The sequence below is a fragment of the Prosthecomicrobium sp. N25 genome, from assembly GCF_037203705.1.
GTDB lineage: Bacteria > Pseudomonadota > Alphaproteobacteria > Rhizobiales > Ancalomicrobiaceae > Prosthecodimorpha.
In genome coordinates this window covers 980,464-993,644 of record NZ_JBBCAT010000001.1, presented here as the reverse complement: position 1 = coordinate 993,644, position 13,181 = coordinate 980,464, and the positions used below count along the sequence as shown (strand labels likewise).

Annotated in this window: 9 protein-coding genes; 6 read left to right on the top strand and 3 right to left on the bottom strand. The window is 69.7% G+C overall.

From position 1 onward, the window contains the following. Nucleotides 1-6: 6 nt before the first annotated feature. Nucleotides 7-1,143, top strand: coding sequence for a glycosyltransferase (locus WBG79_RS04565; protein ID WP_337355921.1), 1,137 nt, complete (start codon nt 7-9; stop codon nt 1,141-1,143). 48 nt (nt 1,144-1,191) lie between these two features. Continuing rightward, entirely contained in the window at nt 1,192-2,169 is a 978-nt protein-coding gene (locus tag WBG79_RS04560) for a methyltransferase domain-containing protein (RefSeq protein WP_337355920.1), read from the top strand. 42 nt (nt 2,170-2,211) lie between these two features. On the opposite strand, the gene WBG79_RS04555 is transcribed toward WBG79_RS04560, so the two are convergent. Continuing rightward, a complete protein-coding gene (locus tag WBG79_RS04555) occupies nt 2,212-3,513 on the bottom strand; it encodes a hypothetical protein (protein WP_337355919.1) in 1,302 nt (433 codons plus the stop codon). Nucleotides 3,514-3,536: 23 nt separating this feature from the next. After that, the gene (locus WBG79_RS04550; protein ID WP_337355918.1) at nt 3,537-5,585 is read right to left on the bottom strand and encodes a hypothetical protein; all 2,049 of its coding nucleotides are present in this window, start codon (nt 5,583-5,585) and stop codon (nt 3,537-3,539) included. A gap of 303 nt (nt 5,586-5,888) precedes the next feature. On the opposite strand from WBG79_RS04550, the gene WBG79_RS04545 reads away from it, so the two are divergent. The 4 genes from WBG79_RS04545 (at nt 5,889) to WBG79_RS04530 (ending at nt 12,456) form a co-directional block, all read left to right on the top strand. Continuing rightward, the gene (locus WBG79_RS04545) at nt 5,889-7,100 is read left to right on the top strand and encodes a polysaccharide biosynthesis/export family protein (protein ID WP_337355917.1); all 1,212 of its coding nucleotides are present in this window, start codon (nt 5,889-5,891) and stop codon (nt 7,098-7,100) included. A 4-nt stretch (nt 7,101-7,104) separates the two neighbouring features. Beyond that, nucleotides 7,105-9,279 carry an O-antigen ligase family protein gene (locus WBG79_RS04540; RefSeq protein WP_337355916.1) on the top strand — a complete coding sequence of 725 codons (2,175 nt, stop codon included), beginning with the start codon at nt 7,105-7,107 and terminating at the stop codon, nt 9,277-9,279. A gap of 105 nt (nt 9,280-9,384) precedes the next feature. Next, nucleotides 9,385-10,044, top strand: coding sequence for a hypothetical protein (locus tag WBG79_RS04535; protein ID WP_337355915.1), 660 nt, complete (start codon nt 9,385-9,387; stop codon nt 10,042-10,044). Nucleotides 10,045-10,122: 78 nt separating this feature from the next. Further along, nucleotides 10,123-12,456, top strand: coding sequence for a polysaccharide biosynthesis tyrosine autokinase (locus tag WBG79_RS04530; protein ID WP_337355914.1), 2,334 nt, complete (start codon nt 10,123-10,125; stop codon nt 12,454-12,456). Between the two features lie 100 nt (nt 12,457-12,556). Here the strand turns inward: WBG79_RS04530 and WBG79_RS04525 are convergent, their stop codons facing one another. Continuing rightward, the gene (locus WBG79_RS04525; protein ID WP_337355913.1) at nt 12,557-13,159 is read right to left on the bottom strand and encodes a transglutaminase-like cysteine peptidase; all 603 of its coding nucleotides are present in this window, start codon (nt 13,157-13,159) and stop codon (nt 12,557-12,559) included. Nucleotides 13,160-13,181: the final 22 nt, after the last annotated feature.

Below are 13,181 nucleotides of genomic sequence, written 5' to 3'. Positions count from 1 at the left end.
GTCCGGATGGCGGCGAAGGTCCTCTACGTGCTCAACGGCTTCTGGCACGGCGGCGCCGAGCTCGGCCTCCTGACGCTCGTGCGCAACGGCTTCCTGGCCGGCACCGACTACCGGATCGTCGTGGCCGCCACCCTCTCGGAGGACCTCAGGCGCGACTTCGCCGCGACGGTCGGGGAGGCACGGATCGTGGAGGCGACGCGGTCGCGCAAGCTCACGATCGTTGCCCTCCTGAAGCTGGCGGTCGTCCTCTTCCGCCTGATCCGGCGGGAGCGGCCGGCCTCGGTCGTGCTGTCCCTCAAGCAGGCCAACATCGTCGGCCGGGCCGTGCTGATGGCCTTCCCGCGCGTCCGCTGCGTGGCGTTCGAGCACATCGCCGTCCTGGAGAAGGGCCGGCTCACGGGCGTCTACGAGGTCCTGCTGAAAGCCCTGTCGGGGCGCGTGGACGAGATCTGGGCCGACTGCCAGGCGACCCTGGAAGAGACCGGCCGATATTTCCGGGAGCGCCCGCGGCGCCAGCGGGTCGTTCCGCTGTTCGTCGCCGATCCCGAGGCGCTCGCCAAGGCCGGCTACGGAGCCGCGGACCCGCTGCGCATCGTGATGGCCGGCCGGCTCATCCCGCGCAAGCGGCACGACCTCGCCCTCGCGGCCGTCGCGCGCCTGACCGGCGAGGGCCGGCGGCTGGCGCTCCACATCGTCGGCACGGGGCCGACCCGGCCGGACCTGGAGGCGCTCGCCGATCGGCTCGGGATCCGCTCGGCGGTCGTGTTCGAGGGCTTCGTCCCGGACTGGTGGCGGCGGGCGGCAGACCACGACGTGTTCCTGAACCTCAGCGACCAGGAGGGGTTCTGCATCGTCGCCGCGGAGGCCCTGATGGTCGGGCTTCCGGCGGTCATGAACCCGGTCGGTGGCATCGCCGACTATGCGCGGGACGGCGAGGAGGCGATCCTGACCTCGCTCGACCCCGAGCAGGTCGCCGGGAGCCTCCGGCGGGTGATGGACGACGCCGGCCTGCGGCAGCGCCTGGGCACCCGGGCGCGGGCTCGCATGGAGCAGCTCTTCTCGCGGGAGGCCTATGCCCGGTTCACCGCCGCGGTAACGGACGACCTCGTGCGGGACAAGGCCGGGCGGGCCGACGGCCGCTGACCCGGCCGCCCCGATCTCTTTGATGATAAGCGGGCGGGAGCACGCGACATGGTTGTAGACTACACCGCAATCACCGACATCCTGGCCTGCCCGCGCTGCCGGACGAAGCTGGCGCGCGACGCGACGTCCACGCTGCGCTGCGACAACCCGGACTGCGAGCAGCACGGGCGGCCGTTCCAAGTCTTGCAGGGGGTCCCCATCCTGGTCGACTTCCGGGAGAGCGTGCTCGACGAGGAGGTCTTCTTCCGGCATGCCGCCGGGTCGGACCTGCCGCGCGACCCGTCGCAGCAGACGGTCTCGAGCCGGGCCAAGCGGTTCCTGTTCGGGACCAACCAGTCGGCGGAGCGCATCTCGGTGGAGATGGTGAGGGCCCTCGGGGCGCGGACGGCACGGCCGCGCATCCTGGTGGTCGGCGGCGGCGAGATCGGCTCGGGGGCCCGCGCGCTCTATGCGGCCGCCGAGGTGGACCTGGTCGGCACGGACATCTACGCCTCCGCGAACACGACCCTGGTGGCCGACGGGCACCAGCTCCCCTTCCTGGATGGCGCCTTCGACGGGGTCTGGATCCAGGCGGTGCTCGAGCACGTGCTGGATCCGCAGACCGTGGTGGCCGAGATTCACCGGGTCCTGAAGCCCGGGGGGCTCGTCTTCGCCGACACGCCCTTCATGCAGCCTGTGCACGAGGGGCCGTACGACTTCTGCCGCTTCAGCCTCAGCGGCCACCGCTGGCTGTTTCGCCGGTTCACCCTCATCGACGCGGGCTACACGGGCGGTCCGGGAACGTCGGCGCGGTGGCTGCTCGGCTATCTCGCCCGCGCCCTGACGCGCAGCAGCGGGGCGGGGCGGGCCGTGGCGGCGGCCTTCTTCTGGCTGCGCTTCTTCGACCTGCTGGCGCCGGGCCGCTTCGCCGCGGATGCGGCCTCCGGCACCTACTTCTACGGCGAGCGGTCGGAACAATCGATCCGGCCGGCGGACGCGATCCGGTTCTACGAGGAGCAGAAGGCGTTGACAGCCCGGAAGGGCTGAAGGGGGCCCGCGAGGCGGCCCGACGACGGCCCCGCCCCCCGGTCAGCCGGCGTTGCCTCCCGGCGCCGGCCGGCCCCGCAGGACCGGGCGCAAGGGTCCCGCGATTTGCAGCCCCGGATGCTGCACCCGCACCCGCGCGGCCAGTTCCGGGAGCAGGAAGGCGAAGACGATGTTGACCTGGGAGTGAAGCCCCGACCCCTCGAAGCGGGCATGGACGAAAAGGCCCAGGATCGCCAGCAGGGCCACATGGGCCTGATCGCGTTCGTTCGGATTTCGGGAGAACAAGCGCAGCGCGATGAAGGCGAGGACCCGCAGCCAGGGCACCAGGAAGACGACGTAGCCGACCATGCCGCCCTCCGTCCGGGCACGCTGGAACTCGTTGTGGATGCCGACCAGGAGGTAGGGCGGCAGGTCCGAGAAACGGTCGGTCACGTAGTCCAGGTAGCCGTTCGTGCCGACTCCGAGCCAGTACTTGTCCTCGTAGATCTCCTCGGACAGCCGCTTGGCGAAGAGCCGCTGCGCGTTGGAGAGGGTCTGCTCGTCGCCTGTGACCACGAACTCGTCGATGCTCATCGTCTCGCGATCGGTCGTCAGGTAGGCCTTTATCGAATTGAACTGGCGCCCGACATACTCGTCGGACGAGGCCAGGATGGAGCCGACCAGAAGGACGGCCGGCAGGGCGGCGACCACGAGGAGGAACGAGATCCGTCCGAACAGGACCATGAGCCCCGTATAGGCGACGAAGAGGAGCAGGGCCTTGCGCTCGCCCGACTGGACCAGGATCACGAAGAGCACGCCGAGAAGCACCGCCTCGAGCAGGCTGAGCGACCGGTTCCTGATGTAGAGATAGATGAACAGCGCGACCTGGATGTAGGTGAACGTGAACTTCGGCTCGTTGAGCATCTTCCAGCCCGAATAGAAGCCGTGGCTCACGTGCCAGAGGATGTTGTAGATCATGATGGCGACCAGGCCGGCCAGGAACAGGGTGCCGGCCTTGCGCCAGTCGATCTGGTCGAGGTAGGAGGCGATGATCGCCGCGTAGAGGACGATCTCCATCGACTGGATGGTCTCGCGCAGGCCGTTGCCCGTGCCGCCCTTGAAGGCGGAGAGCGCGTTCACGCCCGCGTAGATCGCATACAGGAGAAGGCCTGTGGAGACGCGCAGGCCCGCCCGCGCGGCGACCAGCAGGATGGCGCCCGACACGAGCACGAGCGGATCGAAGGGGCGGATGCGGACCCCCGACTTCAGCGACAGGTCGAGGAAGATGGAGAGCGTCGCGGCGAAGATCGCATAGAGGCAGATCGCCTCCAGGCTCCTGTCGCGCGGCCGGAATGTCGCCGTCATGTCCACGTCTGGCCCGTTCCTCCTCAGCGCACCGCGCCCGGCACGGACGGGACCCACCGGTTCGCCTCGCCGTCGATCTTCAGAAGCACCGGGATCTGGCCCGGCGTCAACCTGGCAAGCGAGGCGATGACCGAGAGCGGGACCGGCGTGGTGACCTGGGAGGTGAAGGTGAGAGATTTCGGTGTCTGAATGAAGGCGGACAGGGCCTCGAAGATGCGGCGCTGGATCGGCTGGTCCGGAATGGCGCTGGTGAGGTTCTGGGCCGACTCGATGAGGCTGCGCTTGACGATCTCGCTGCGCTGACCGGCGTTGGCCGCCCAGGCGTTGACGAAGCGGTCGAAGAAGGAGCCGTCGCGATACTCAAGGCGGATGCCCTTCACGGCGGCCTTGCTCAGGGCCTCCGCCCCAGCCCCGCCCTCGAAGGCGTCCCGCCCGACCCCGGTCAGGAAGGCGCTGAAAACCAGGCGCCCCGCCTCGACCATGTTGACGTCCAGCGGATCGAGCTTCATCTCCCGGGTCGCCTCGTTCCAGACGAAGTTCACGTCCGCGTCGAGGTCGACCACGCTGTAGCCGAGAGTCACGAGAAGCTGCTTGAGCCCGGTCCCGTCCACCCACCCGAGCGGGAGGCGCACCTTGCGCAGCTTCAGCTGCACGTCGCCCGGAATCGGGCCCGAGAAGCTGGCGGCATCGAGAGAGACCAGGCCGAGGCTCAGCGGCTCCGCGCCCGCCGGCGCGATCTCGACGGCCTCGAAGCGTGCCGACCCCAGGCGCGGGACGAGAGCCGAGCGGTCGACCGGCTCGCCCGCCCGCGCCGCCACGGCGGCCCGCGACAGGACGGCGAGGGGCGGAAGCTCGATCCGGCCGAGCGCGACGGTCCTGAAGCCGAGACGTCCCCCGGGTTCGGCCAGGCGGCCGCCGGCGAGCGAGATCTCGCCGACATCCCCGATCGAGACATTGGTGGCCGTGACTTCGTCGAGCGCGACGGTGGCGGGCGAATAGCCGCCGATCGCGAGGCCGGCGACCGAAAGGCGCCCGAAGCCGATGCTTTCGAGCAGCGAGGCGGCGAGGCGGGCCATCTCGTCCGGCTTGCGCTGGAGCGCCGCGGCGTCGGTGTTGGCGAGGTCCATGAGGGACGCGAAGGGCGCCGTGGCCTGACGGAGGCGCAAATCGGCGAGTTCGACCTTGTCGAGCGTCAGGCTCGCCTTGCCGGCCGTGTGCCGGACCCCCTCCAAGGTGAGCGAGCCGAGCAGGGTCCGCCAGCGGCGGTCGCTGCCGGACGGGGCGTATTCGGCGTCGTCGAAGGCGGCGAGGTAGGCGCCGAGGTCGAGGGCGGTCGCCTCGAGGGCGGCGGCGGCCGTCGTGTGGGTCTCCCCGTCCGCCACCACGATCAGGGCGGGCGCCTCCAGGCGAAGGCGGGTGAGCTTGCCGATGCCGGCGTTCTCGATCGAGAGGCCGGCGACGGAGACCGTCTGGCCGTAGCGGCCGTCGCCGGTCTTCTGCTCCAGTTGCAGGCTGCGGGTCGTCAGGGACTCGAGCCCGAAGGCGAGCTGCTGCCGGAGGCGGGCGAGATGACTGGTGAAGGGCCGGGCGGGATCGAGGCCGCCGAGGACGCTCGGCACGCGCATCCGGCGGATCTCGAGGTCGGCCAGGGTGGCGGTCTCGGTGCCGGCGGCATTGGTCATGCGGATCGCCGGAGCCGCGATGCGCTGCGCGGCGACCAGGCCGTCGCGGCGCTCCTCGAGCCCGACCAGGGTCACGGCCGGGACCTCGATCCGCAGGGCGGGCCGGGGGGGCGCGGCCGGGACGGCGATCACCACGTCGGCGAGGTCGAGGGTCCGGGTCGCGCGATCATAGCCGCGCCGGCCGATGGTGACGGTGGCGCCGGCCTGCTGGGCGACCTTCGTCCAGGCGGACAGGACGGCGTCCGAGTCCGATTGCAGCTGCGCGCGCGCGCCGGGCTGCCCGGCCAGCAAGGCGACGACGAGGGCCGCGCCGGCGGCCGCACGGCGCGCGATCGGCCCCAGGCCGACACGGCAGGCCCGGCCGTCGCTTCGTATGCCCATCATGTTCATGTCCTTTCACCGGCAAGGCCGAGTCGGCGGCCGATCTCGCCCCGGGCAAACGCAAGGAAATCCGAGTTGGTCGGAACACCCGTTACTCGCTGCGACCCGGACATCAGTTATGGTTAACGTCAATGGTATTCTAGATGCCGGATGTTAGACTGCCCTAAAGCCAGCCCGGGTGCCGCGGTCGTTGCATAACCGACACAACGACGTTCGATGGAGATCCGTGAACCATATTCTGCTGGTGCCGGGCGACGTATCCTGTAAGTTCCACTGGTACCCTTGTGGCCGTGCTCCAGGAAGCGACCTTTGATGGCGACCTTGTTCCGAGTTCTCGTGCTGATGGTAACGGCAGCGCTTCTGGCCGGCTGCTCAACCCTGTCGCGCGACGGTCCGGACGATCAGGCGATCGTTTCCGAGGCGACCGCCACGGTCGGGCAGAATCCGGCGACACCCGTTCTCAACTACGCCCTCGTCGACCTGTCGCGGGACGTGCTGGAGCACGTCATCCAGGCCCCGTCGGGCTCGCTGCTGGCGAGCTTCGGGGCCGGCCGGGCCGGCGCGCCGGAACTGCGGGTCGGTGCGGGCGACAGCATCCAGGTGACGATCTTCGAGTCGGAGGCCGGCGGCCTCTTCATCCCGCGCGAGGCGGGGTCGCGCCCGGGCAACTTCGTGACGTTCCCGCCGCAGCTCGTCGACCGTTCGGGCAGCGTCTCGGTCCCCTACGCGGGGCAGATCCAGGCCGCGGGACGGACCCTCAAGGAGATCCAGCGCGACATCGAGCTGAAGCTCGCCAACCGGGCCATCGAGCCGCAGGCGGTGGTCTCCTTCATCCAGCAGCGGGCGTCCGACGTCTCCGTCGTCGGCGACGTCAACGCTCCGAACAAGATTTCGCTGAACCCGGCGGGCGAACGGGTCCTCGACCTGATCTCGCGCGCGGGCGGCATCCGCTACCCGGGCTACGAGACCTTCGTGACCCTGCAGCGCGGCAAGCGCAAGTCGACCGTCTACTTCAAGGAACTGATCGAGAATCCGGGCGAGAACATCTACGTGGCGCCCGGCGACACGATCTACGTCTACCGCGAGCAGCGCTCGTTCCTGGCCTTCGGCGCGTCCGGCGGCAACGGCCTCTTCTTCTTCGAGGCGGAGCGGGTGAGTTGGGCGGAGGGCGTCGCCAAGGCCGGCGGGCTCAACGACGACCGCGCCGATCCGGCCCAGGCCTTCCTGTACCGGATCGTCGACCGGCGGATCCTGGCCAAGCTCGGCGTAGACCTCACCCAGTTCCCGGCCGACAAGGGCGACATCCCGGTCATCTTCAGGGCCAACTTCCGGCAGCCGGCGATGTTCTTCCTGGCCCAGCAGTTCCCGCTGCAGAACCAGGACATCCTGTACGTCTCGAACGCCGACTCGGTGGAGCTCTACAAGTTCCTGGGCCTGCTCAACAACACCTCGGCGACGATCGGCAACGTGCCGCAGGGCCTTGCCAGGGCGAAGCAGAGCATCGGGGACCTTGGCAAGAAGTAGCGGCATGGCTCCCCGGGACGCCCTCGACGGCGTGCCCGGGGATTCGCTGCAGGAGGCCCCGGGCCTCGGGGGCCGCGTCGCGAACGTCTATCGGACGGCTCTCCGGATCGCCTACATCCTCGCGGTCGCCTACGCGGTGGCGGCCTACGGATCGGTGCGCAGCTCCGACCTCGCCCAGTCCACCCTGCTGCTGTCGATCCTGGCCGGCCTCGCCGCGCTGGCCCCGGTTCCGACCCGGCGCGCCGCGCTCGTCGGCGTGGCGGCGATCGCGGTCTTCGCGCTGCTCGGCGCGGTGATCGTGCTGCAGGCGACCCCGATCGACGACGACTGGCCGGAGGTGCTGCGGGCGCTCGAGCACCCGGTCTGGGCGGAGGCCGCGGAAGCCCTCGGGCGCGAACTGCCGGGCACAATCTCGGTCGCGCCGACCGCGACGCTCGCCTCGCTCCTGGCGATCGCGGGTCCCTTCCTGGCCTTCGGCACCGGGCTCGTCCTCTTCGGCGGCGACCGGGAAGCCGGACGGCTCTGGCGGTGGCTGGCGCTCCTCGGGATCGCGGTGGCTGCGGTCGGCGTGCTGCAATTCCTGTTCGACCCAGGCCAGCTTCTGTTCCAGACCAAGACCGCCTACATCACCTCGCTGACCGGTACCTTCGTCAACCGGAACACCGCCGCGACCTTCTTCGGCGTGTCGTCGCTCCTGGTCTTCGCCGTCATGGTGCGCGCGCTGGTCGACCGGGGCTACCTGCCGACGCTGCCGGCCTTCTGGTCGCTGCTCGGCTGGAGCGATCCGGCGGGCCGGCGCCTGCTGCGCTGGGCCGGAGGGCTTGTGCTGGTGCTCTTCGCGCTGATCCTGACCGCCTCCCGGATGGGCGTGGCGGCGACGGTCGCCGGCTGGGTCCCGCTCGTCCTCTACGTGGTCCAGGCCGGGCGCGAGGACGGGCCCGGCGGGCGCATCAAGGCCGGACTGGGACTGGCGGTCGGCTTTGCGGCACTCGTCCTGGTGGCGGGCGAGCGGATCATCTTCCGCTCGGTGACGCGCGGGCTCGACGACGACCGCTGGTGCCTCTACGACGCGATCGCCCGGGGGCTCGACGAGCATCCGCTGGGCGGCACGGGGTTCGGCACCTTCTACGAAGCCTTCCCGGCCTACAGGGCGGCCGACTGCGCGCCCGGCAGCGCCTTCGACCGGGGACACAGCGTCTATCTCGAGGCGGCCTTCGGGCTCGGCTGGCCGGCCGCGGCCGCGATCATCGGGCTCGGGCTCCTGGTGCTGGCCGTCACGGTCGCGCGCGGCTTCGCGGTCAGGCAGCGGTACCGGTTCGCGCCTCTCGCGACCCTGGGCATGGTTCTGGTCGCGGCCGTCCACGGGCTGGTCGACTTCTCGATGCAGATCAACGGCTTCGCGGTGTTCTTCGCGGCCGCGCTGGCGGCGGGCGTGCCCCAGTGCCTGCCGGCGCCGCGGAACGGCCCCTCGACCGTCGGTCCGCGCCTGGTCGACCACGGCGCCATGCTGCTGGTGAGAGCCGCACTCCTCGCCGGCGGCGTCGCCTTCGCCCAGCCGGCGCTGCATGCCGCGTCGCAGAGCCTGTCCGACGTGGAACTCCTGCGGATCGCCGGGCAGATCGAAAGCAACTACCCGGTCGATCCACAGGCGGTGGCGCCCTACCTCGAGCCGGCGCGGCTCGCCGCCGTGGCCCGCAGCTGCCGGTCCGACAGCCTGCGGGCGGCCGTGACGATCACGCTGAAGCAGGCGGACCTCGAGGCCGACAGGGCCGCCGCCCTCGCTCGCGCCGAGGCGCTGCTCTCCGCGGCTCTCGCCTGCTTTCCCACCGAGGGGAATTTCTGGCTGAGGCTCGCCATGGTGCAGGCGCTCGCCGGGGCCGACCCGGAAAATCTCGCGCCGCTCGCGGTGCTGTCGCAGCGATACGCGCCGGCCGAATACCAGGTGGTGATGGCCCGCGCCGCCTTCCTCGGCCAGATCCAGCCGAAGGGAGAGGCGCTGCGGGCGGTGCTGGACAGGGACCTGGACTATGTGGCGAACCAGGCGACGGTGCCGGACGCGGTGTTCCTGATGGGGAACATACCCGCGTCCTCGGGAGGGCTCCTGTTGAAGAAATTCGAGAACACCGAGCCGGAACGACGTCTCCTGTTGCAGAGACGCCTCTACGAGCGGGGGCGCTGATCGGCGCCTAACACTTCCCGAACACAGGTTAACTCAATTTGTCCGCAAGTCTTGGAAAGGAGCGGGGCTCATGCTACGAAATGGCAAGGGGAGTCGAGGTCCGGTATGCGTGCTCTGTATCTGATCGCCTTCGCGTCTTTTGCAACTGTGGCTGCAGCCCAGCAAAATGCCAGCCCGTCCGGCTCGCAGCCCGCGGTCGCGGCGGCCTGCCTGCTGCCGCCGGCGAAGATGGATGCTGCCGAAGTGCAGCACTACAGCAGCGACCCGTCGCTCCTGTTCAAGGACGCGCCGGAAGGGGACGATCGGCGCGCCGCCTCGGTCGGCCGGCAGATCCGGCGGCTCGTGGGGTCCGACACCAAGACCCTTGCGCCTCTCGGCGCCTACGCCAAGACGCTGCCCTCGAACGACAAGCGGATCGTGGGCCGGGCCCTGATGGAGGTCGCCCGTCTCTGCACCACGATCAGCCCGGAGGCGGCGCTCGCCATTCAGACCTTCGTGGCCGAGCTCGGCGACGCGGAGATCACGGAGGCCTTCCTGCGGGGCGGCAAGGAACTGGACACGGCCGCCCTCGCCTTCTCGGCCTCGCGCGGGCCGGGCGCCGCATCGATCGCGGCCGGATCGGTGGGACCCGCCACGATGTGGACCGAAGGCACCTTCCGGTCGACGACCGGCCCGAACGCGGGCGTCAACTCGAGCGGCTTCGGGGGCGGCGGTCTGACCATCCGGACGCGGCGGAACGGGAGCCCTTCGGAAGCCCAGCCCTGAGGCAGCCTTGAGGCCGACACAGTTCCCCGGCATGGGTTGCGATCGGGCGAATCATTCGCGGCTGGGAGGACGAACTGGATGTTGACGAGGACCCCGAGCGACGGTGTCATCCAGTTCTCGAATGTCAGCCAACACGTTGCAGCAGCCTCCGCGCCGGACATCCGTCAGCTGGTCGCCATGTTCGTGCGGCAGGCCAGGATCATCATCGCCTGCGGAATCCTGTTCCTCGGCCTGGGCATCGCTTACGCGACCACAGCCGTGCCACTCTACACGGCCAGCACCACGATCCTGATCGACTCGCGCAAGGCCGGCATGGCCGCCCAGAACGCGGTCGAGGGCGCGCTCATCTTCGAATCCGGCGCCATCGAGAGCCAGGTTCAGGTCCTGCTCTCCGATAAGATCGTCTATGCGGTCGTCGACAAGCTGAAGCTTTACCAGAATCGCGAGCTGATGCTCGGCGAGACCTCGCCCTTCAAGCTCTTCCTCGACAAGGTGGTCCGCAAGGTCAACGTCAACGCGCTGCTCGGGACCGAGGAGCCGGAAGCCGATCTCGGGCAGATGATCCGGGCGTCCATCAAGGACCCCAACTATCCGACCGGCGTTCTGCGGATGATCGCCGCCGCCTACGTGAGCAAGAACGTCTCGGCACAGCGTCTCGGCCGCACCTACGTGCTCTACGTCTCCTATACGTCGACGAGCCCGGACCTGGCCGCCCAGATCGCCAACGAGTTCGCGCAGCAATACCTGGTCGACCAGCTCGATTCGCGCTTCGACGCAACGCGGCGCGCCAGCGTGTGGCTGGAGGACCGGATCGAGGAGTTGCGGGCGAAGTGGCTGGAAGCGGCCAACACCGTCCAGCAGTTCAAGGCCAAGAACAACCTCGTGGCCGCCTCGGGACGCCTGATCAACGAGCAGCAGCTGTCCGAGGTCAACACCCAGTTGATCGCGGCCCGCTCGGAGACGTCCCGCCTGCAGGCTCGCTATGAGCGCCTGCAGCAGATCCTCGACGACAAGCAGCCCTTCGCGAGCGTGACGGAATCGCTCGGCAGCCCCGTGATCAACGAGCTGCGGGTGAAGTACCTGCAGGTGTCCAAGCAGGAGTCCGAGATCTCGTCACGGCTCGGGGCGAACCACCTGCAGGCCTCCAACATGCGCAAGGAGATGCGCGAGTACGAGCGGCTGATCCTCGACGAGCTCGGACGCCTGCTCGAGAACGCGCGGAGCGAGTACCAGATCGCGGCCGACCGCGAGAAGTCGCTCGAGGCCTCGCTGAAGACCGCCGTCTCGGGCAACGTCGCCGACAGCGCCCAGATGGTCCGTCTCGGCGAACTGGAGCGCGATGCGCAGACCTACCAGAACCTCTACCAGACCTACCTGGCCCGGTTCCAGGACGCGATGCAGCAGCAGTCGTTCCCGGTGACGGAGGCGCGCATCATCACGCCCGCCGCGGCGCCCTCGCTGCGGAGCTGGCCGAAGACCAACCTGATCGTGCTCGCGTCACTGATGGTCGGCCTCGGCTTCGGGACCGGAATCGGCCTTCTGCGCGAACTGCGCGACCAGGGATTCCGCAACGGCGATCAGGTGCGCGACATCCTGGGCCTGAGCTTCCTCGGCAACCTGCCGCTGGTGCCGAAGACCAAGGCGGCGCGGCCGGACGCCCGGAAGCCCGGCGCGACCGGGGTGTCGTCCGTCAACCCGATCATGAACTACACGCTGGACGCACCGCTGACCGCCTTCGCGGAGACGCTGCGCTCGGTCAAGGTGGCGTCGGACCTGTCGATCGCGCGGCGCTCGCCGGTGGTGATCGGGGTCGTCTCCATGTTCCCGGGCGAGGGCAAGACGACCGTCGCCAAGAACATGGCGTCGCTCTTCGCCACCCAGGGCGCGCGGACGCTGCTGATCGACGCCGACCTGCGCAACCCCGACCTCACCCGCAACATCGCGCCCCAGGCCCATCTCGGCATCCTGGACGTGCTGGCGGGCGCGGTGCCACTCGAGCAGGCCCTGATCGTCGAGGAGCGCAGCGGGCTGAGCTTCCTGCCGGGAGCCACCCACCGCCGCGTCGCGCACACGAGCGAACTGCTCGCCTCGCCGAAGATGCGGGCCGTCCTCGAACACGCCTCCGCGGTCTACGACTACGTCATCCTGGACCTGCCGCCGATCGGCGCGGTGGTCGACGCCCGCGCGATCTCGCCCACGATCGACCGGTTCCTGCTCGTCATCGAATGGGGGAAGACGCCGAAGGAGTCGACCGCGTCCACGCTGGCGCTCGAGACGGGGATCGCCGAGAAGTGCCTCGGCGTCGTGCTCTCGAAGGTCGCGATGAAGAAGCTTAAGCGCTACGATTCCTTCGCCGGCTATATGCAGGACAAGAAGAACGCGCACAACTACTACGAACAGCACGAGTCCTGACGGGATCGGCCCGGTCGTCGCGGCCCCAAGCGCCGTCCGACACCTAGGCCCATCGCTGTTCCTTCCGAACCGCGAAGGCGGACGCGACCGGCGCCGGACTTCAGATCTCGCGCCAGAAGCGTGGATCCTCGCTCGACTGCATCGAGACCCAGCGGATGTCGGTGGCGTACCAGGGCAGGATCGCGTCGGTGCGGTTGTCCAGGACGAGGTCGCCGGACGCGGTCCGGATCACCAGGACGGCGTGGCCCTCCCCGGCCGAAGTGCGGCCGATGGCGAGGCGGAGAGCCGAGGCGGGCCAGCCGCGCTCGATCAGGCGGCTGCGCTTGGTGATGGCGTAATCCTCGCAGTCGCCGGCGCGGGGCGCCAGGGTCCACTGGTCGATCACCCCCGGGCCGGAGCGGTCGTGGCGGGGCGCGATGGTCCGGTTGACGGCCTCGTTGACGGCGACCAGTTCGGCGCGGCGGTCGGCGGTGAGATCGACCGGCCCCGAGGTGCCGTCCGGCTTGCGGCACTCGGTCGGGATCTTCAGGCAGAAGGCGACGTGGCCCATGGGGGCGAGCACGGGGCCGCGCTCGCTGATGAAGGACGCCCGCGCCTTGCGGACCTGCCCGGCCGAACCGCCGAGGTTCATGGCCGAGGCCTCGACGGCGCCGAAGGCGAGGAGCGAGAGGGCCGTGAGCGAGTGGAAGACGAAGCCGCGCATCGGGATGCTCCGTTCGAATGTC